The sequence below is a fragment of the Actinokineospora auranticolor genome, from assembly GCF_041897805.1.
GTDB lineage: Bacteria > Actinomycetota > Actinomycetes > Mycobacteriales > Pseudonocardiaceae > Actinokineospora > Actinokineospora auranticolor.
Genome location: NZ_CP154825.1, coordinates 3283923 through 3303315, shown reverse-complemented (window position 1 = coordinate 3303315; position 19393 = coordinate 3283923). Strand labels below are relative to the sequence as shown.

Annotated in this window: 17 protein-coding genes; 9 read left to right on the top strand and 8 right to left on the bottom strand. The window is 71.4% G+C overall.

Features of this window, described 5'->3' with window-relative positions; genetic code table 11:
- Positions 1-64: 64 nt before the first annotated feature.
- The 3 genes from V5P93_RS15050 to V5P93_RS15040 all read left to right on the top strand — a co-directional run bounded on the left by V5P93_RS15050 (position 65) and on the right by V5P93_RS15040 (position 3639).
- Positions 65-802 (top strand): ABC transporter ATP-binding protein, encoded by a 738-nt coding sequence (locus V5P93_RS15050; RefSeq protein WP_104476753.1) that lies wholly within the window; start codon positions 65-67, stop codon positions 800-802.
- Positions 802-3207 (top strand): ABC transporter permease, encoded by a 2406-nt coding sequence (locus tag V5P93_RS15045; protein ID WP_104476124.1) that lies wholly within the window; start codon positions 802-804, stop codon positions 3205-3207. Before V5P93_RS15050 ends, V5P93_RS15045 begins: the two co-directional genes overlap by 1 nt.
- An 84-nt stretch (positions 3208-3291) precedes the next feature.
- Positions 3292-3639, top strand: coding sequence for a DUF2218 domain-containing protein (locus V5P93_RS15040; protein ID WP_219823874.1), 348 nt, complete (start codon positions 3292-3294; stop codon positions 3637-3639).
- A gap of 75 nt (positions 3640-3714) precedes the next feature.
- Here V5P93_RS15040 and V5P93_RS15035 read toward each other — a convergent pair whose 3' ends face one another.
- The gene (locus V5P93_RS15035) at positions 3715-4410 is read right to left on the bottom strand and encodes a TetR/AcrR family transcriptional regulator (RefSeq protein ID WP_219823873.1); all 696 of its coding nucleotides are present in this window, start codon (positions 4408-4410) and stop codon (positions 3715-3717) included.
- A gap of 148 nt (positions 4411-4558) precedes the next feature.
- Here V5P93_RS15035 and V5P93_RS15030 point away from each other — a divergent pair, with 148 nt between their 5' ends.
- On the top strand, positions 4559-5752 hold the full coding sequence (locus V5P93_RS15030) for a cytochrome P450 (RefSeq protein WP_104476121.1): 1194 nt from the start codon (positions 4559-4561) through the stop codon (positions 5750-5752).
- Between the two features lie 11 nt (positions 5753-5763).
- On the opposite strand, the gene V5P93_RS15025 is transcribed toward V5P93_RS15030, so the two are convergent.
- Positions 5764-6132 carry a VOC family protein gene (locus V5P93_RS15025; protein ID WP_104476119.1) on the bottom strand — a complete coding sequence of 123 codons (369 nt, stop codon included), beginning with the start codon at positions 6130-6132 and terminating at the stop codon, positions 5764-5766.
- A 63-nt stretch (positions 6133-6195) separates the two neighbouring features.
- On the opposite strand from V5P93_RS15025, the gene V5P93_RS15020 reads away from it, so the two are divergent.
- Positions 6196-6648 (top strand): MarR family winged helix-turn-helix transcriptional regulator, encoded by a 453-nt coding sequence (locus tag V5P93_RS15020; RefSeq protein WP_104476118.1) that lies wholly within the window; start codon positions 6196-6198, stop codon positions 6646-6648.
- 420 nt (positions 6649-7068) lie between these two features.
- On the opposite strand, the gene V5P93_RS15015 is transcribed toward V5P93_RS15020, so the two are convergent.
- Positions 7069-7521 carry a MarR family winged helix-turn-helix transcriptional regulator gene (locus V5P93_RS15015; protein ID WP_245930940.1) on the bottom strand — a complete coding sequence of 151 codons (453 nt, stop codon included), beginning with the start codon at positions 7519-7521 and terminating at the stop codon, positions 7069-7071.
- A gap of 72 nt (positions 7522-7593) precedes the next feature.
- Here V5P93_RS15015 and V5P93_RS15010 point away from each other — a divergent pair, with 72 nt between their 5' ends.
- Positions 7594-9102: an FAD-dependent monooxygenase gene (locus V5P93_RS15010; RefSeq protein ID WP_104476114.1), complete on the top strand. Its 1509-nt coding sequence runs from the start codon at positions 7594-7596 to the stop codon at positions 9100-9102.
- Here the strand turns inward: V5P93_RS15010 and V5P93_RS15005 are convergent.
- Positions 9099-10346, bottom strand: a complete 1248-nt coding sequence (locus tag V5P93_RS15005) for an amidase family protein (protein ID WP_245930938.1) — start codon at positions 10344-10346, stop codon at positions 9099-9101. The two genes, V5P93_RS15010 and V5P93_RS15005, sit on opposite strands and share 4 nt — an antisense overlap.
- Before the next feature lie 135 nt (positions 10347-10481).
- Here V5P93_RS15005 and V5P93_RS15000 point away from each other — a divergent pair, with 135 nt between their 5' ends.
- The gene (locus tag V5P93_RS15000; RefSeq protein ID WP_104476111.1) at positions 10482-11108 is read left to right on the top strand and encodes a phosphoribosyltransferase family protein; all 627 of its coding nucleotides are present in this window, start codon (positions 10482-10484) and stop codon (positions 11106-11108) included.
- Positions 11109-11151: 43 nt separating this feature from the next.
- Here V5P93_RS15000 and V5P93_RS14995 read toward each other — a convergent pair whose 3' ends face one another.
- A complete protein-coding gene (locus tag V5P93_RS14995) occupies positions 11152-11661 on the bottom strand; it encodes a hypothetical protein (RefSeq protein WP_146107885.1) in 510 nt (169 codons plus the stop codon).
- A 156-nt stretch (positions 11662-11817) separates the two neighbouring features.
- The gene (locus tag V5P93_RS14990) at positions 11818-12135 is read right to left on the bottom strand and encodes a hypothetical protein (protein ID WP_104476108.1); all 318 of its coding nucleotides are present in this window, start codon (positions 12133-12135) and stop codon (positions 11818-11820) included.
- Positions 12136-12338: 203 nt separating this feature from the next.
- Here V5P93_RS14990 and V5P93_RS14985 point away from each other — a divergent pair, with 203 nt between their 5' ends.
- Both V5P93_RS14985 and V5P93_RS14980 read left to right on the top strand, forming a co-directional pair.
- Positions 12339-12605 (top strand): DUF6300 family protein, encoded by a 267-nt coding sequence (locus V5P93_RS14985; protein WP_104476106.1) that lies wholly within the window; start codon positions 12339-12341, stop codon positions 12603-12605.
- A gap of 25 nt (positions 12606-12630) precedes the next feature.
- Complete coding sequence (locus V5P93_RS14980; RefSeq protein ID WP_245930936.1) at positions 12631-13569, top strand: LysR family transcriptional regulator; 939 nt, start codon at positions 12631-12633, stop codon at positions 13567-13569.
- Positions 13570-15237: 1668 nt separating this feature from the next.
- On the opposite strand, the gene dnaE is transcribed toward V5P93_RS14980, so the two are convergent.
- Both dnaE and V5P93_RS14970 read right to left on the bottom strand, forming a co-directional pair.
- Positions 15238-18720 (bottom strand): DNA polymerase III subunit alpha, encoded by a 3483-nt coding sequence (gene dnaE, locus V5P93_RS14975; protein ID WP_104476104.1) that lies wholly within the window; start codon positions 18718-18720, stop codon positions 15238-15240.
- Positions 18721-18884: 164 nt separating this feature from the next.
- Positions 18885-19343 carry a hypothetical protein gene (locus tag V5P93_RS14970; RefSeq protein ID WP_104476103.1) on the bottom strand — a complete coding sequence of 153 codons (459 nt, stop codon included), beginning with the start codon at positions 19341-19343 and terminating at the stop codon, positions 18885-18887.
- Between the last annotated feature and the right edge of the window lie 50 nt (positions 19344-19393).

Sequence of the window (19393 nt, the reverse complement as noted above, 5' to 3'; positions counted from 1 at the left end):
CGATACCGCGACCGTCGACGTCCGGCCGACGCGCCCGCCCCGACCGCCGACCACGCTGGTGATCATGGATGGACACACGGCCGCCGTCCGGGTGGCGGGCCTGACCAAGCGCTACGGCGGCGGTGACGCCGAGGTCGTCGCGCTCGACGACGTGGACGTCGCGTTCGAACGCGGCCGGTTCACCGCGATCATGGGCCCCTCGGGCTCCGGCAAGTCGACCCTGGTGCACTGCGCCGCCGGGCTCGACCGCCCGAGCGCGGGCCGGGTCTGGCTGGGTGACACCGAGTTGACCGGTCTGCCCGACGACCGACTCACCGATCTGCGCCGCGACCGGGTCGGCTTCGTCTTCCAGTCGTTCAACCTGCTGCCCACGCTCAACGCGCTGGAGAACATCACCCTCCCCCTCGACCTGGCGGGCCGCTCGCCCGATCAGGAGACGCTGGACCGGGTGATCCGGACGCTGCGCTTGGCGGACCGCGTCCGGCACCGGCCGAGCCAGCTCTCCGGTGGGCAGCAGCAGCGGGTGGCCTGTGCCCGCGCCCTGGTCACCCGCCCGGACGTGGTGTTCGCCGACGAGCCGACCGGGGCGCTCGACTCGGCGACCTCGGGCGAGTTGCTGCGGTTCCTGCGCGGCAGCGTCGACGCGCTGGGGCAGACGCTGGTCATGGTCACCCACGACCCGGTGGCGGCGGGGTACGCCGACCGGGTGGTGCTGCTCGCCGACGGTCGCGTCGTGGACGAACTGCGCGCGCCCTCCCCCGACGACGTCATCGACCGCATGCGCGCCTTGGAGCGGCGCTGATGCGCAAGGCGATGGTGCGGGACCTGCTGTCCCACCGCGGCAGGCTGGTCGTGACGTTGCTGTCCATCGCGCTAGGGGTCGCGGCCGCGGTGGCGAGTTGGGTGGTGTCGGACTCGGTGGCGACCACGCTGGCGGGTGCCACGACGCGCGACGACGTGGGTGCCGTCGTGCGTGGGCCGGTGGCCACCGACGCGTTGCGGGCGCTGCCGGGGGTGGTGCGGGTAGACGAGGTGGTGGTCGGGCGCGCGGGGCCGCTGGGGCGCGACGGGAAGCTGATATCGACGAAGACCGCGCTGGACCAGGCAGGCACGACGTGGTCGGACTCGCCGCGGTTCCACCTGCCAGCCGGTCGGCGCCCGGTGGGGCCCGAGCAGGTGGCGGTCGACCGGTCCCTCGGGGTGGCGGTCGGCGCGAAGGTCGAGGTGCTGCTGTCGGAGGGACGCCGTCGGGTCTTCGAGGTGTCCGGCGTGTTCGACTACACGCCGCTCGGGCCGCGCGACGAGGACCCCGAACCCGCGGTCGCGTTCGACGGTCCAGGTGTGCTGCTGGGCGAAGTCAACCGCGTGGAACTGACCGGGCCCGGGTTGGACCTGGAGCGGGTGCGGCAGGCGGCGCCGGGTGCCGCGGTCCGCGCGGGCGCCGACGTGGCGGAAGCCGGGCGGGCGCAGGCCCGAGAGGACGCGGCGGACCTGCGGGCGACGCTGCTGCCGTTCGCGGTGGTCGCGTTGCTGGTCGGCCTGTTCGTCATCGCCAACGCGTTCACGATCCTGATCACGCAGCGGACCCGCCAGTTCGCCCTGCTGCGCGCAGTCGGGGCGAAGCGCCGCCAGGTGCGGATGGCGGTGGTGGGCGAGGCGGTGGTGCTCGGTCTCGCCGGTGGCACGGTCGGCTGCGGGCTCGGGGTGGGTCTCGGTCCACTGGTGCTGGCGGCCATGCGCCCGGGTGACGACATGACCTACTCGGTGTCGTTCACCGCGATCGCCCTGGGATACGGGCTCGCTCTGCTGGTGACGGTGGCGGCGGCGCACGGGGCAGCGCGTCGGGCGGCGAAGGTGCCTCCGGTGGCGGCGCTGCGCACGGACGCCGTGGAGCCGACGCGCGTCGTGCTCGGGCGGACGGTGGTGGGGCTCGCGCTGGTGGCTACCGCGGTGGTGGCGGTGGTGGCGACGGCGGACCCGAGCGCGGAGACGCTGCCTCGGCTCGTGGGGATCGGAGCGGCGCTCGTGGGGGCGACGGGGGTGCTGTTGCTGGCTCCGGTGATGGCATCGGCGTTGTTCCGGCGCTTGCCCGCGCGGGGTCGTCCGGCGTGGCGGTTGGGGGTGCGCGCCGCCGCCCGCGACCCGCGCCGGACCGCGAGCACGGCGTCGGCGATCACCGTCGGCCTGGGGCTGGTCGTCGCGTTCGGCACGGTCGGCGCGACGTTCACGGACCTGATCGCGTCGACGACCCTGGCCACCGTGCCGCCGTCGACGACGGTCGCGCAGCCCGCTCCCGGCGCGGTGCTGACGCCCCGCGATCTCGCCGCGGTGGCGTCGGCCCCGGGGGTGTCCGCGGTCGCGGCGAGCCGGGAGGTGGTCGTCGGCGTCCGGTACGCGGGTGGGGAGACGGAGCGGAAGGCGTCGGCGATCGAACCGGACGCGCTGGGCACGGTGCTCACGCCGAGGATCACCGCCGGGGTGGCGGATCTACGGGCGGGCCTGGTCATTTCGCGGAACCAGGCGGACATGCTGGGACTCGGCCTCGGGGACGTCGTGACGCTCGTCTCGGAGCATCCGGTTTCCCGTCCCGTAGTGGGCATCTACGACGCGACGGAGTTGCAGGCGAGCATCTACTACGACGTCGCGCTGGCCCCCCGGTCCATCCGCGACCGGCAGACCTCCATCTACGCCACCGGCCCCGACCCGGCGGCGGCGCGGGCTGGTGTCACGGCGGCGTTCGCCGGGCGCCCGGACGTGACCGTGACCGACCGGGAGGGCTTGGCTGCCCAGGGCATCGCCGCCCAGCGGGCCGCGTTCGCGCTGATGTACGCGATGTTCGGCCTGGCCGTCGTGATCGCCGTGTTCGGCGTGGTGAACACGTTGGCGCTGTCGGTCATGGAGCGCGCGCGGGAGATCGGGGTCCTGCGCGCTGTCGGCGCCCGGCGATCGCTGGTCCGGGACACCGTCCGCGCGGAAAGCGTTGTCATCTCGCTCTTCGGCGCCTTGCTGGGGGTTGTGGTCGGTCTGGTCGTGGGGGCCGTTCTGCAGCACGCGATGTTCGGTCAACGCTTGTGGGATCTCACCGTCCCCTACGGCGTCATCGCGCTGTCCTTGGCCGGGATGGTCGTGCTCGCCGTAGTAGCCGCGCTCTGGCCCGCGCGCCGGGCAGCCAGGACCGACCCTCTTACCGCGATCGGCACACCGTGACCGCGTGCGGCTTCCGCGCGGTCGGTGCACGATCCGTATGACCCAAGCCACAGGCCGGGTTGGTTGAGGTTTCACCTAAACCTGGTGAAGCTGAACGAACAAGCCCATCCGCCATGCCTGGAGGACATCCCCTTGCCGACCTACACCTCACGCGCCGACGTCGCCACCGACAGCCCGGAGCGCTACGCCAAGCAGCTGGTCGCCCACCTGAGCCGCAAGATCGAGTTCAGCACCGACGGCCCCACCTCGACCACCACCATCGCCGACACCACCGGCCAGGTCATCATCGGCGACGGCGTCCTGACCCTCACCGCCACCGGCACCGACCCCGAGGGCATCGCCCGCGTCGAGCACGTCCTGGGCTCCCACCTGGAGCGGTTCGGGCAGCGCAAGGAACTCGTCGTCACCTGGACCCGCACCGAAGAGGCCTAGCCACACCCGCTGAAACCCAGCGCACGCCGCTGCCGCGTCCACCACCGCGGCGCGGATCGCGCGGGTGCGATCGGGTCAGGTTCCCGGGGTGTGCCGGGGGGCGAGGAGAAGGCCGGTCACGGCGTCCGTGAGGGCGTGACCGATGAGGAGCCAGTCGGCGGGGGTGCCGGTTTCGGCGGCGGTTCGCTCCTGTTCCGCGCACGTGTGGATGATCGCCAGTCGGGCGGTTTGGCTGCGGAGAGCGGCCTCGGCCGGGGGCAGGTCCGGCACGTGCGACCAGACGGCGGTCAACCCCTCCTGGAAGTGGGGGGCCAGCAGCGGGTCGGCCAGGATGCCGCCCGCGAACGCCGGGTCGGCGGTGACCTGGGCCGTGAACCGCGCGTAGTGGCTCGGCGTGCCGAGGGTGGCCAGGTGCTCGGTGTACGGCAGCACCAGGCTCGCCACGTGCACGCGCGGGTCGGCGCTGCCGCGGGCGGCGCGCACCATCTCGCTGGTGCGGTGCGCGATCGGCTGGCCGTGCGCGTGGGTGATGGCGTGGATGAGGTCGGTCCGCGTGCCCACGTGGTAGGTGAGGGCGGAGTTGTTGGCCTGCCCGGCCGCCTCGACGATCTGGCGGTTGGAGACCTGGGCCAGGCCACGCTCGGCGTACAGGCGCTCGGCGGTGCGCAGCAGCAGCGCGCGGGTCGCCTCGGCTTGGCCGCGGCGCGGCGAGGGACGTCCGTCCATGGCGCTCACCGAACCCCGTGTCGACGCCATTGTCTCGGTGCTCATGTCGGTCATCTTGGCCCTCCCGGGGCGAGCGTGGGCCGAAACCGCCGCAAGACGCCGGTGGGGGTAACCGCGCTATGGTGGCCTAAGACAACCGTCTGAGTACTGAACGTAACCAAACGGACAAGTCTCCACGTGGCGAGGAGTCACCATGACGATGACCAACCCCGTGACCTACCCGTTCAGCGAACCCGAGCGGCTGGACCCCGAGCCGCTGTTCGACCGGCTGCGCGCCGAGCACCCGCTGATCCGCGTCCGCCTCCCCTACGGCGAACCCGCCTGGATGGCCACGCGCTACGAGGACGTCAAGACGGTCCTCGGCGACCCGCGCTTCAGCCGCGCCGCGAGCGCGGGCCGCGACGAGCCCCGGCTGCGCCCGCACCTCAACCCGCCCGGCAGCATCCTGAGCCTCGACCCGCCCGACCACACCCGCCTCCGCAGGCTGGTCATGAAGGCGTTCACCGTCCGCCGCGTCGAGCAGTTGCGCCCGCGCGCGCAGGAGATCGCCGACCGGCTGGTCGACGAGATGATCGCCACCGGTCCGCCCGCCGACCTGGTGGACCTGTTCGCGCTCCCCCTGCCGATCACGGTGATCTGCGAACTCCTCGGCGTCCCCTTCGAGGACCGCGTCGATTTCCGCGTCTGGTCCGACGCCTTCCTGTCGACGACGAAGTACACGCCGGACGAGGTCCGCGACCACACCGACCGGATGATGGCGTACATGGCGGGCCTGATCGCCCAACGCCGCGAAACCCCGACCGACGACCTCATCGGCGCCCTGGTCGTCGCACGGGACGAAGAGGACCGGTTGTCCGAGGACGAACTCGTCTCGCTGGCCATGGGCCTGCTGATCGCGGGCCACGAGACAACCGCGTCGCAGATCCCCAACTTCGTCTACGTCCTCTTGGACCACCCCGAGGAGCTGGCGAAACTGCGCGCCGACCCCGCTCTGCTCCCCCAGGCCGTCGAGGAGCTCATGCGGTTCGTCCCCCTCGGCGTCGGCGGCGGGATCCCCCGCTACGCCACGGAAGACGTCGAACTGGGCGGCGTCCTGGTCCGCGCGGGCGAGGCCGTCCTCCCCGCCCTGACCTCCGCCAACCGCGACGAGTCGGTCTACCCGGACGCCGACCACCTGGACCTCACCCGGGCGGGCACCGGTCACGTCGGCTTCGGCCACGGCCCCCACCACTGCCTGGGCGCCCCCTTGGCCCGGATGGAACTGCAGGTGGCCCTGGGCACCCTCCTCCGACGCCTACCCGGCCTCCGCGCCGCCGACGCCCCCATCGACTGGAAGCGCGGCGTCTCCACCCGGGGGCCGGCCCGCTTCCCCCTCACCTGGGACTGAGCGACCGCCGGTCAGGCGCGGTCGTGGAGGGTGATCCGGTAGCCGTCGGGGTCGGCGAAGGTGAACGTCCGGCCGAAGGGGCCGTCGATCGGCTCGGCGACGATGGCGTGGCCGTCGGCGGCGAGAGCGTCATGGATGGCCTGGACGTCCGTGGCGCGCAACCAGATCGCGGCGCCGACCCCGGGGTGGGCGGCGGAGTCGAGGTCGGTACCGGGGACGACGTCGCGGAGCGCGAACGCGATCGGCTTCGTGTCGAAGACGACGGCGTGCGGCGGTCCGACCGGCGAGCGGACGAGGCCGAGGTACCGCTCGTAGAACGCGCGTGAGGCGTCGAGGTCGCGGGCTTGCAGGGAGATGAAGTCGGGTCCGGTGACGGGCATCGCGGGCATCCTCTCTTTCATGTCAGTCTTCTGACACAGACCAAGCTATGTCAGAATGCTGACATGAGTCAAGACGGCGCGGGCATCGACCTGGACACGTCCCTGGGCTACCTGCTGAAGGAGGCGTCGAGCGCCCTGCGCGTGGCGATGGAGGAGGTGCTGAGGCCGCTCGGGATGAACGTGACGCACTACTCCTGCCTCGAACTGCTGGCACAACGACCGGGCTTGTCCAACTCCGACCTCGCGCGGGGCGCGTTCGTGACCAGGCAGACGATGAACGTCCTGCTCCAAGCCCTGGAACGAGACGGCTACGTGACCAGACCCGCGGCGGCCCCGGTCGGCAAGGTCCTTCCGACGCGACTCACACCGCGCGGACGCCGAAGCCTGGAGAAGGCCACCGTCGCGGTCCGCTCCGTCGAGGTCAGGATGCTGGCGGACATGACCGACGCCGAGCGATCGGCCGCGTCCCGAATCCTGCGGAGCATGATCCGCTCCCTACGCGCCGACGACGCCTGACCAGCGCCACCCGACCCGCCCGACCCGCCCACACCGCATGCCCCGCCCGACTCCGCCCGACCCCGCCCAACTCCTCATGACCCCGCCCTGCCAGACCGCCCCTGCGCGGCCGTGCCCGCTCGACCCTGCCCCTGCTCGGCCCGGCCCGACTCTGCCCTGCCCTGCCCAGCCCAGCTCAACTTGACTCGGCCCTGCCCTGCCCTGCCCCGCCCAGCTCAACTCGGCCCGGCCCGGCCAGACCGCCCCTGCGCCGCTCAACTCAACTCGGCTCAACTCGGCTCAACTCAACTCGACCCGGCTCGACCCAGCTCGGCTCGGCTCGGACCCGAGTTGTCCACAGGCTTGATCGTCTTCGTTCCGGACTGTCGGCCCCTCCCAGTAGCATGGATTCCGGGGGCCGGAGGCGTCACCAAGATCTACTCACGCCCCGGAGTCGGCCGCCGCGTGCCCCGGGTGCACCCCGTCGGTCAGCCCCCGCGCCGCCGCCACCTTCCCCAGCAACTCCCCCAGCACCGCGCTCTCCTCCTCGGTCAGCGCCGCGAGCAGGTCCGCTTGGTGCGCGAGGAACACCCGCCCCACCTCGGCCAGCATCCGCTCCCCCCGCTCCGTGAGCCGCACGCTCCGACTCCGCCGATCCCCCGGGTCCTGGTGCCGCTGCACGAGATCCCGCCGCTCCAACTCGTCGACCAGCACGACGACGCGGCTCGGCTGCACGCCGAAGGCCGCGGCGATCTCCCGCTGGCTCGCACCCGGGTGGGCCGCGATCCAGCGCAACAGGCCCACGTGCCGCGGCGCCAGGTCCAGCGGCGCGATGCGCTCGGCGAAGCGGTCGGCCGCGTGGGCGCCGAGCTGGGCGAGCAGGAAAGCGGTCATGCGCACAACGATAGGCCACCGTGTATAGTTCATGGCAGTGAATGATTCATAGCAATGAACTAAGGGGGAACGGTGGAACTCACGACCGACGTCCTGGTGGTGGGCGGCAGCCTCAACGGCCTGTCCACCGCCGTGTTCCTCAGCCACCACGGCGTCGCCTGCCTGGTGGTCGAACGGCACCCGGACACGTCCCGGCACTTCCGCTTCCGCGGCGTCTCCGCGCGGTCGATGGAGCTGTACCGGAGCGCGGGTGCCGAGTCCGCCATCGCCGGGGCCGCGACCGAGCACCAGCGCCTCGGCGGTGTCGGCCGCGCGGCGAACTTCGCCGCGGACGAGGTGAACTGGCTGCCGACGCCGTGGGACGCGGACATCTCCGCGTTCAGCCCGAGCACCCACACGACCTGCGACCAGGACCAGCTCGAACCGGTCCTGCGCGACCACGCCGTCCGGGCCGGTGCCGAGACGCGCTTCGGCACCGAACTCATCCAGTGGCAGCAGGACGCCGACGGGGTGCGCGCGGTCGTCGAGGACCGGAGCAACGGTGCGCGCCACACCGTGCACGCCCGCTACCTCGTCGCCGCCGACGGCACGCGAAGCCGGATCCGGGACACGTTGCGCATCGGGCGTAGCGGCCCAGGCGTGCTGGAGCACCGGATGAGCGTGCTGTTCAAGACGGACGTGGCGCCGCAACTGCGCGGCAGGCAGGTCACGGCGTGCATCATCACGGACACCGGCGCAACGTTGATCCCGCGCGCCAACGGACTGTGGATGATGACCGTGCCGTGCGACAGCCAAGGGTTACCGGAGCACCGATGCGTCGAGTTGATCAAAGCCGCACTGGGCCGCGCTGACGCGCAGGTCGACCTCGTCGACGCCCTGCCCTGGCAGTCGGCTGCCCTGGTCGCCGACCGCTTCCGCGAAGGGCGCGTGTTCCTGGTCGGCGACGCCGCCCACGTCATGCCCCCGACCGGCGGCTTCGGCGGCAACACCGGCATCCACGACGCGCACAACCTCGCGTGGAAGCTCGCCGCGGTCCTGCGCGGCGAGGCCGACCCGGCCCTGCTGGACACCTACGAGCAGGAACGCCGCCCGGTCGCCCTGCACACCATGGACCAGGCGCTGGCCCGCCTGCGCCGGTGGTTCGACGGCGACACCGAGCCCCGGATCCACGACGACAACGCCGTCATGTTCGGCTACCGCTACCACTCGGCCGCTGTCATCGAGGAACGATCCGCGACGGACACACCATTCCTGGACCCGCACCACCTCACCGCGACCCCCGGAACCCGCGCCCCGCACGTGAACCTCGGCCACGGAGAGTCCACTCTGGACCACTACGGCCCGGGGTTCACCCTCGTCGTCGGCCCCGACGCAGCACCCTGGTGGGAAGCAGCCGAGTCCCTGCGGCTCCAGATCCACCAACCGCCGATCCCGGACTGGTCCGCCACCTACGGCGTGACCCCGTCCGGCGCCGTCCTTGTCCGCCCCGACGGTTTCGTCGCGTGGCGCACACAGGCCGGAGTGGACAGCCCGGTGGAGTCGCTTCGAGCTGTGCTGAGCCGGATCGGTTTGCGCGCCTAGGAAAGCAGCGACTGCACCACCTCGGCGACACCGAGGAGGCGGGCATCGGTGAACGGTCGGGATTCGAGGCAGATGCCTGCGGTCGCGGAGACGGGCAGGGAGATCATGGGCAGACCCGCGACGGTTCCGGGGCTGACATTGCGGGTGACAGTGGGGAAAACGGGGAGTTCGCGGCCGTTCAGGGTGATGGTGTCGTCTTGGCCGAGAAGGGGCGGGAGCACCGGGGAGGTGGGGTAGGCGAGCAGGTCCACCTGGTCGAAGAGGTCGGAGTAGTCGCGGCGGAGGCGCCAGCGGGCGGCGCGGGCGGCTTCGTAGGCGTCCGCGGTGATCGGCGAGTCGAGGATGCGCGCGATGATGGCGCGGACGTCGGGGGACGCGATGTGTTTGGGCCACTTCGCGGGGGCGATCCCGGTGCGGCGGGCGAGCAGGCGCGGCGTTTCGTGGAAGACGAGGTCGTCGCCGGAGACGTCGTCGTCGAGCTCGACGTCGACCAGCACGGCACCAGCGCGTTCCAGAGCGGCCACCGCGGTCGCGGCGCGGTCGGCGATTTCCGGTTCCAGGTCGAGGAACCGGTGCCGGGGCAGGCCGATGCGCAGCCCCTCCAGGGACGCCGGAGCGCCGCGGTCGCCGGTGATGATCTCGTCGAGGACGCGGACGTCGAGGACGGCGTGGGCGTGGATGCCGATGGTGTCGCGGCTGGTCGACAGGTTCACCACACCGTCACCGGGGTACCGACCGGTCGTCGGGCGGAACCCGACGACACCGCAGTAGGCGGCGGGAATCGTCACCGATCCGCCGGTGTCGGTCCCCAGCGCGAACGGCACGACGCCCAGCGCCACGCCCACCGCGCTGCCGCCGCTGGACCCGCCCGCCGACCGCGTCGGGTCGGCGGGGTTGCGCACCGGCCCGAACGCCGCGTTGTTGCTGGTGATGCCGAACGCCAGCTCGTGCAGGTTGGTCTTGCCCAGCACAACCGCGCCCGCGTCCCGCAAAGCGCTGACCACGGCGGCGTCGACGGCCGCGGGGGAATCGTCGATCAGCCTGCTCCCGGCCGTGGTCGGGAATCCCCGGACGTCGATGTTGTCCTTGACCGAGAAGGGGATTCCCGCGAGGACCCCCTCCCCCGGCGCGAGGTCCTTGGCCACCTCGATCCAGTCGCCGTGCGCCGAGCCACGGGCCTGCGCCGCCGCCTCGCCCACCCGCCGGGCGCGTTCGGCCCCGTCGAGGTCCCACCAGCCAGCCACCACCGCGCCCCTCCTCACCGAGGGTGACGACGCTAGGGTCCGGCGACCGGCGCCGTCAATGCCCGGGGACGCCCTCTCGCTGTACCCACCGCGAACTCGGTTGACCTACCAGGCCCGCCGCAGCACCCTGGCCCGGTGTCACCTGAGCTTCGAACGCGCCTGCGCGACCGGTTCGCCTGGCGCGGTGACCGGACCGACGACTCCGTCTTCGCCGACCTCACCGGCTGGTGGCGCGACCCCGACCTGCTGCGCGACCTCGGCCCGGCGCTGGCGGGCCTGTTCGCCGACACCGAGCCGACCGTGGTGCTCGGGTTGCAGTCCCGGGGGTTCATCATCGGCCCCCTCGTGGCGGCGGCGCTGGGTATCGGATTCGTCGAGGTGCGCAAAGACCCGAGGCAACTCAGCGACAGCGACGCCTGGTACCGGTGCACGACGCCACCGGATTACCGCGACCGCCAACTACACCTCGGCTTCCCCCGGCGACTCGTGGGACCGGCGGACCGCGTGCTGCTGGTGGACGACTGGATCGCGACGGGCGGCCAGGCGGCGGGCGCGCACAGCCTGGTCACCGCGGCGGGCGCCCGGTGGTTGGGCGCCGCCGTCATCGTCGATTCCCTGTCCGACAACCAGGCCCGGCGTCGGCTCGGCGTGCGGTCGTTGCTGCTCGACCGCCACATCAGTCCTTATTGGACACATCCTTGGCTACCGGCCCGCACACCGCCGCGGCGACGATGGCTCTCCGGACCGCGCGGGCGTTGTTGAGGTAGTCGCGGAATCGCACGAGCGCGAGTATCCACACCACTGCCTACGCACCGAGGCCCGCCAGCCACATCGAGCCGTTGTGGCTCGTGACCGCGTAGGTGGCCCCGAGCGCGAGCGGCGCGAGGCCGAACAGCACTTGGCTGTGCCACTCGGGCCGCAAGGTGTGCTCGATGCCCCGGCCGTCGGGTGAGCGGGGGGTTCGGGCGGAGCCGGAGCCGTCGAGCTGGTACCGGTAGCTCTCCCACCCCAGCACCGGCCGCCCGGCGACTTGGCTCAGTCGGGGCGCCAGCTCGGCCTCAAGGTAGGCCATCACCTTCTGCGCGTGAATCGCGTGGTCGAGCCAGAGCAGCCACAAACAACTCGACACCACCGCCAACCCGACCAGCACCCCGGGCGCCCGCTCGACCAGCGCCGCCCCCAGCACCAGCCCCACGACCTCCACCACGACGAGCCCGCTGGCCACCGCCGTCCGCGTCACGACCTCCCGCCGCAACGACTGCACCTCGGCCACGTCCAGGGTGAAATCCACCCGCGCCCGCTCGCTCCGCGCCACCGCGTAAACGCCACGCCCCATCATGTCCCGCGGGCTGCGCGCGGGGGCCATCTCAGCGTTATTCGTGGGCGATCAGCGCAAGGTGGCCGTCCACTAGGGGGAAGGCGTCGATCTCCGGCGGATCCGACAGGGAAGCGTGAGCGGCGACCCGCGGGGTCAGGATGGGACGAAGAGGACGGCGCGGACGGGGCGGTAGGTGCGGAGCCAGCCGTTGGGTGGGATGACCTGGGGGCTGCCCGCGCAGCTGGGGACGGAGTAGAGCAGGGCCGTCGAGTTGGTGTTGTTCTCGATGATCTGGCCGAGCCACAGGTCCTGGAGCGGGTCGCAGGAGCCGTCCGGGGGGTCGATCAGGGTGACCTGACCCGCGGTCGTGTAGTAGCTGAAGTCGCCGACAGCGGCCGCGGCGGGTTGGGGGGACACCACGCTCGCGGCCAGTGCGGTGGCGCCTGCGAGGAGTGCCGGGATGCCGCGCATGTTGGTTGTTCTCCGTTTCCTCGGTGTCGCGTGCGGACAGACTCCGATTCTGCGCGGACGCCGGGACGCGCGTCGACCCCACGATCGTGACCCACCCACCCGGGTGAGGGACAACGGTGGGTTGTGCGCGGCGCGTGTCGCTTGTTGGACGGCGGCGCCGGGCCCGCGGTCGACTGCGCGGCACTATGAACGGTGAATGCGAAGTGGATTTGGTTTCGGACCTGACGTGCCACCGGTGCGCGGGCGAGCTGGTGTGCGCGGCCCGCGTCCCGCACTCGTTCGCCCGCGCGGACGGGCACCGGGTCACCGGCTCGCGGACCGTCGGGCTCTGCCCGCGCTGCGACCGCGACTCCCCCGCCGCGGCGGCGGTGATCGCGTACTTCACCGCGCACGGGACGGCCCGCGCGGACACCGTCGGCGACCTCGCCGTCGCGCTGCGCGCCTGGTTGACACAGTCCACAGTGGAATAGCGGGTCGGCGCGGTAGGCTGCGCGGGTGGCAGAGCTGGATCTCGGCGCGGTGCGGGCCTTCGTCGCGGTGGCGGACAACCGGCACTTCGGGGACGCGGCGGTGGACATGGGCATCACCCAGCAGGCGGTCTCCAAGCGGGTCGCCAAGCTGGAGAGCGACCTGGGCGCGGTCCTGTTGGCGCGCCACCGCTCCGGAACCCACCTCACCCCGGACGGCGAGGTGTTCCTGCCGCACGCCCGCGCCCTGCTGGCGACCGCCGACCGCGCCACCCGCTCGCTGCGCAACGGCCGCCCCCTGCGCGTCGACGTGCTCGACACCCGGCTCATGGGCGCCGAGCTGATCCGCGACTTCTACGCCACCACGACCGGCCTGTCCGTCGACGTGGTGACCTCCAACGGCCTGCGCGCGGCCCGCGCCACCCTCAAGGCGGGCACCGTCGACGCCGCCTTCGCCCGGGTCACCAGCCCCTTGGCCGACGACGGGTTGGCGAGCATCCCGGCGTTCCTCGAACCCGCCGTGGTGCTGGTCGGCGCGCGGCACCCGCTGGCCGGGCGCAAGCGGGTCACCATGACGGAGCTGGCGGGCGCCACCGCGTGGATGCCCGGCAACGCCCCCAACAGCGAATGGGCCGACTTCTGGGACGCGGCGGGCGCGGCCTTCGGCATGCGGATCGACACGACCGGCCCGGACTTCGGGTACGAGCACTTCGTCCGCGAGATCGGCACGACCACCGACCGCATCGGCTTCATCGGCGAGCGCTGCCAGGTCCCGACCCATCCCGGCGTGGTCCGGCTGGCGGTGGCGCCGCCGAGACCGGCGTATCCGTGGTCGCTGCTGTGGCACCGGCGCAACCCGCACACCGCGCTGCCTCGGCTGATCACGCACGTGCGGACGCGGTTCCGGCCGTACAACCCGGCGGAGGTGTGGCTGCCCACCGCTGATCGCGAGTTCCTGCGCCGTTGAGCAGTGGGGATCGGGTTGGCGGCGATGATCAAGGTGCGCCTCCGGCCCCCGATGTCCATTCTACCGGGGCCTACCGACACTCCTCGGAGAAGACGATCAAGCCTGTGGACAACTCGGGCATCCAGCGTGGATCGTTCGGCATGGCCGTTGCCGCTGCGTACCGGCCCGGACCCACGCTCCGATCCCACTCCCAGACGGGACTCGAGCCTGCGACCAAGAGCTTAGAAGGCTCCTGGCACCTCTCCAGCTCGCCGACCGGATCTCGCCTTGCACCTCGCTGGATCCCGCGCGTTGGTCAAGCCTCTCGTCGTCCGACTGCCTGCTACCGCGTGGCCGGCCTCCCCGCCCCACCAACACTTGTCCACAGGCTTGATCGTCTTCGCTCGGAACTGTCGGTCCCCATCACTAGAATGGATACCGGGGGCCGGAGGCCTGGACTTGATCATCGCTGGATCGTCGCCGCCCACCGCCTCCTCGCCGACACCGCCCTCGTCGGGTTCGCGGGGGCGAGCGGGGCGGCCGATCGGGATGCCGCTGGTTGCCCTCGAGTTGTCCACAGGCTCGCTGTTGATCTTCCGGTTCTGTCGCTCGCCCTGGCTAGGATGGATAGTGGGGGCCGGAGGCGTGCGTTGATCATCTTGTGGTCTGCGGGGTGCCGGTCGGGGTCGTGGCCGGGTTGATCGGTCCGGCTGTTCGCGGAAAAGCTGGGAGGCCTCGATTGGGCGAACTTGCTTTGCGCGGGGCCCCTACGAGCCTGCGGTGAGGAAGAGCGGTGGGGATGGGCAAGCCCACCCCACCCGCCGGAAAGCTTGGCAGGCTCGTCCCCCCACGCAAAGCAAGTCCACCCAATCAAGGCGAATGGTGGGGGCGCGTCGCGTTCTGTGGGGGGCTGGGCTCAAGCGGCGGTTGAGGGGTGGGTGCGAGGAGGAACGAAATTGCTGGACTGGGTGGCGGGAGCACGTTGCGTTGAGTGGTGGGTTGGGCTTCTGCGGCGGTCGCGGGGGGGGTGGCTCGGAGGGAAGTGCGTTGGGTGTGCCTGGGATTCGGGCGCAGGTTCCCGGGGTGGGTGGTGTGCCTGGGCAGGAAGGGCGGCAAGATGATCAACGCGTGCCTCCGGCCCCAATATCCATTCTAGCGAGGGGGTCCGACAATTCCGAGCGAAGATGATCAAGGCTGTGGACAACCCGGCCCGAGCGGGGGCGCGTGTGTGAAAACGGCTCGGGGTCTGCGGGGTGGGCTGCGATGGTGTGCTGGTGGCTGAGGACAGTGGTGGTCTGATCTGTGGTCGGTGTGACCAGCCGGTGCGGTTGGGTCGGGACTCCTACGACGTGTTCGAGCGCATGCACTACGTGCGCTTCCACTACGCCTTCGAGCACGGGATCGCCGACCCGATGACGACTGCGGCGTTCTCGGCTGCCCCTCAGCCTCCGCCATCCGACACAGGGGCCGGCGGGTTGCCGCGATCCGGGCGTTGCGCGCGGAGTGGTCCGATGGGTCGCCTGCGAACTGGGACACCCTCACCCTCCCCGACTACCTGGACGCGCTCGCCGCCTGGCTGGAGAACTGTGGGGCGCATTACGACCGTCGAGGGCGCACGGTCCCCTGGAACGGTTGGGAAGTCCTGCGATGCGGGCTGCGGGGTGCGGTGGTCTCCGAATAGCCGTTCGGTCAGCGCCGGTGGTGGATGCGGATGCCCTCTACGGAGCGGAGTTCGACCAAGAGTGCCGGGGTCACCGCCACTGGGAAGTCGTCCAAGGCCAGTGGGATGGGGCGCGTTCCCGTGGTGAGGTGGACGTGGACCGGGGTGTGGCCCTGGTGGGCTCGGAGGGTTGAGCGGAGTTGGAGGACGCTCCGGGTGTCCATTGTAGCCAGTTCGAGGATTAGTGGCGGTTCGAGTGCCAAGGGGGCCAGGTCGGCGGCGAAGAAGGAGATCTTGTCCTCGCGGCGGTTCGGGCGAGCTTTGATGGCGACCGCAGTGTCCTCCACCAGGTCGGCGGCGACGGCCGCGTAGCAGCGGGGGAAGAACAACACCTCCGCGCTACCGTCCAAGTCCTCCAGGACGGCAACCGCCCAGGGTTCGCCCTTTCTGGTCACCTTTCGCTCCACGGAGGACAGCAGGCCCGCGATGACCAGGTCTCCGGATCTGGGCGGGTCGGCGAGCACCGTGCCCAATGATCGAGGTGCCGCTCGGCGGAGGACGGACTCGGCACCGTCCAGGGGGTGCCCGGACACGTATAGGCCCAGCATCTCCCGTTCCTGGGCGAGCAGCCGATCACGAGGCCACTCCTCCGGGTCGATCCGCAGGTGGGCCAACGGCGACTCCGCCACGAACAGGTCGAACTGCCCCTCGGCCTCCCGTCGCTTCAAGGCGACGATCGCGTCGACCGCCTCCTCGTGGACCATCGACAACCCACGCCGGGTGTGACCGAAAGAGTCGAAGGCGCCGGATTTCAGCAATGACTCGACCAGTCTCTTGTTGCAGCACAACAGTTCTGACTTGGTCAGGAAGTCGGCGAACGAGGTGGCGGGGCCTTGGGAGCGGCGGGTCGCGATGATCGACTCCACGGCGGGGAGGCCGACGTTGCGGATCGCGCCCAGGCCGAACCGGATGTCGGGGCCGACGGCGGCGAAGTGGGGTGCGGATTCGTTGACGTCCGGCGGGAGCACCCGGATACCGAGGGCGCGGCACTCGGCCAGGTAGACCGCCGACTTGTCCTTGTTGCCCGACACCGAGGTCAGCAGCGCGGCCATGTACTCCGGCTGGTAGTTCGCCTTCAGGTACGCCGTCCAGTAACCGACCAGCGCGTAGCCCGCCGCGTGGGACTTGTTGAAGGCGTAGCCCGCGAACGGGAGGATCGTGTCCCAGAGTGACCGGGTCGCGCCTTCGGAGAAACCCGCCGCGCGCATGCCGTCGCGGAAGCCGGTGAACTCCTCTTCCAGCACCTCTTTCTTCTTCTTGCCCATCGCCCGGCGCAGGACGTCGGCGCGGCCCATGGAGAAACCCGCGACGCGTTGGGCGATCTGCATGATCTGTTCCTGGTACACGACCAGTCCGTGGGTCTCGGCGAGGATGTCGGCCAAGGGGTCGGCCAGCTCGGGGTGGATCGGTTCGACGGCCTGCCTGCCGTTCTTCCGGTCCGCGTAGTTGTTGTGGGTGTTCATGGCCATCGGGCCCGGCCGGTAGAGCGCGTTGACGGCGGTGATGTCCTCGAAACCCGTCGGCCGCAGTCGCCGCAGCAGGTCGCGCATGGGGCCGCCGTCCAATTGGAACACGCCGAGGGAATCGCCGCGGGCGAGCAATTCGTAGGTTCGGGGGTCGTCGGTGCGCAGGGTGTCGAGGTCGATGGTCTCGCCCCGGTTGGCCTCGACGTTCGCGATGGCGTCGCCGATCACGGTCAGGTTGCGGAGGCCGAGGAAATCCATCTTCAGCAGGCCGATGGACTCGCACGACGGGTAGTCCCACCCGGTGATCACGGCGCCGTCGTCGCGCCGCCACAGCGGGATCACGTCGAGCAGCGGTTCGGCGGACATGATCACCGCGCAGGCGTGCACCCCGGCGTTGCGGACCAGGCCCTCCAGGCCGCGCGCGGTCTCCACGATCCCCGCGACCGCGCTGTCCGCCCCGATCAGCGCCCGCACCTCCGCCGCCTCCGGGTACCGCTCGTGGGTCGGGTCGGTGATCCCCCGCAGCGGGATGTCCCGCGCGGCGACCGGCGGCGGCAGCGCCTTGGTGATCCGGTCGGCCACCGCGTACCCGGGCTGCCCGAGGCGCACGCGCGCGGCGTCCTTGATCGCCGCCTTGGTCTTGATCCGGCCGAAGGTGATGACCTGGGCGACCCGGTCGGCGCCGTAGCGCTCGGTGGCGTAGCGGACCATCTCGCCGCGACGGCGGTCGTCGAAGTCCATGTCGATGTCGGGCATCGAGGTGCGCTCGGGGTTGAGGAACCGCTCGAACAGCAGGCCGTGCGCGATCGGGTCGAGGTTGGTGACGCCCAGGGCGTAGGCCACCAGCGACCCGGCGGCCGAGCCGCGGCCGGGGCCGACCCGGATGCCGACCTCGCGGGCGTGGTTCATCAGGTCGGCGGTGATGAGGAAGTACGCGGCGAAGCCCTTGCCGGTGATGACGTCCACCTCGTACGCCGCCCGAGCGGTGTACTCGGGCGGCACGCCGCCCGGCAGCCGCCACCGCAGGCCGCGCTCGACCTCGGCGCGCAACCACGAGTCCACGTCGTGCCCCTCGGGTGCCCGGTACACCGGCATCCGGTCGCGGTGCCGCCACACGTCGTCGTACGGCCGCACCCGCTCGGCGATCCGCAGCGTGTTGTCGCAGGCCCCGGGCACCTCAGGGTCCCAGTACGCGCGCATCTCGGCGGCGGGCTTGAGGTGGTAGCCGTCGCCGTCGAAGCGGAAGCGGGTGGGGTCGTCGAGGGTCTTGCCGGACTGCACGCACAACAGCGCGGCGTGCGCGTCGGCGTGCTCGCGGGACACGTAGTGCGAGTCGTTGGTGGCCACCGGCGGCAGGCCGAGGTCACGGCCGAGTGACAGCAGGTCGGCACGGACCGCGCGCTCGATCGTCAGGCCGTGGTCCATCAGCTCGAGGTAGAGGTTGCCCGCGCCGAAGATGTCCCGGTAATCGGCCGCCGCCCGCAGCGCCTCCGCCCGCTGCCCGAGCCGCAGCCTGGTCTGGACCTCCCCCGACGGGCAGCCCGTGGTGGCGATGATCCCCTCGGCGTGCGCGGCGAGCAGCTCGCGGTCGACGCGCGGCTTGCGGTAGAAGCCCTCCATGCTGGCCAGTGACGACAGCCGGAACAGGTTGCGCAGTCCGGTGGCGTTCTCGGCGAACATCGTCAGGTGCGTGTACGCGCCGCCGCCGGACACGTCGCCCGCCGAGCCGCGACCGCCCCAGAAGACCGGCTTGCGGTGGTGCCTGCTCGACGGCGCGACGTACGCCTCGATCCCGATGACCGGCGTGACGCCCGCGGCGGTGGTGCGCCGGTAGAACTCGTCGGCGCCGTAGAGGTTGCCGTGGTCGGTCAGGCCGACGGAGGACATGCCGAGCCTGGTGACCTCCTCGACGAGCGGGCCGACCCGCGCGGCACCGTCGAGCATCGAGTACTCGGTGTGCACGTGGAGGTGGACGAACGAGGACAACCGGCACCTCCCGGGGTGGCCGCGGAACGGGTCGTGCACCCATTGCAGCCCCGGGTGGGCGGCGGCGTCAAACAAAAGACACGCGTCGCACACAACGAGCGGTTGTGGACACCGCTCAGCGGCGCCCGCGATCCCCGTTCAGGTCCTATTCACCGTTAACGCGATCACGCCACCTCTTTTCCGTGATCAAATTCGACAAATGGCACGGCCGCGCCCGCGATGGTTCCGCTCTCCGCCGCGACGCGCAACAACTCCCGTCTGCGCCCGGCGTCCGATTCGGCGAGCCCTAAACGCGAACCGGCCAACAGGACCACCGCACCGCGTTCCCGCGCGGCCCAGCGCCAAACGCCGGGCAGCTCCAGGTCGGCGGCGCGCAGCAATGGACCGCGAAACGGCCACGTGACGCTGACCCGGCGGTCGCGGGCCACCCGCACCCGCCACCCGCGAGCCCTGGGCAGCGCCACCCGGTCCAGTTCCGTGACCAGGACCAGGCCACTGTTGAGCAGTGCGGCGGTGAGCGCGGGAGCCGATCCGCCGCGCCCCTCGACGAGCAGCACCGCGACGCGGTTGTCGCCACCGCCCCAGACCGCCGCCTGTACCAACAAACGCGCGTCGGCGCTCATGGGCGGGCCATCCTTTTCTCGTCGGTTCTCTCACCATAGGGGAACGGTGG

Coding starts and splice junctions, on each gene's coding strand:
- V5P93_RS15035 (WP_219823873.1), bottom strand. CDS start 4,410: ATGAGCACCGAGACAATGGCGTCGACACGGGGTTCGGTGAGCGCCATG.
- V5P93_RS14990 (WP_104476108.1), bottom strand. CDS start 12,135: ATGCGCGGCATCCCGGCACTCCTCGCAGGCGCCACCGCACTGGCCGCG.
- V5P93_RS15020 (WP_104476118.1), top strand. CDS start 6,196: ATGAGTCAAGACGGCGCGGGCATCGACCTGGACACGTCCCTGGGCTAC.
- V5P93_RS15025 (WP_104476119.1), bottom strand. CDS start 6,132: ATGCCCGTCACCGGACCCGACTTCATCTCCCTGCAAGCCCGCGACCTC.
- V5P93_RS15045 (WP_104476124.1), top strand. CDS start 802: ATGCGCAAGGCGATGGTGCGGGACCTGCTGTCCCACCGCGGCAGGCTG.
- V5P93_RS15030 (WP_104476121.1), top strand. CDS start 4,559: ATGACGATGACCAACCCCGTGACCTACCCGTTCAGCGAACCCGAGCGG.
- V5P93_RS14970 (WP_104476103.1), bottom strand. CDS start 19,343: ATGAGCGCCGACGCGCGTTTGTTGGTACAGGCGGCGGTCTGGGGCGGT.
- V5P93_RS15050 (WP_104476753.1), top strand. CDS start 65: ATGGATGGACACACGGCCGCCGTCCGGGTGGCGGGCCTGACCAAGCGC.
- V5P93_RS15015 (WP_245930940.1), bottom strand. CDS start 7,521: ATGACCGCTTTCCTGCTCGCCCAGCTCGGCGCCCACGCGGCCGACCGC.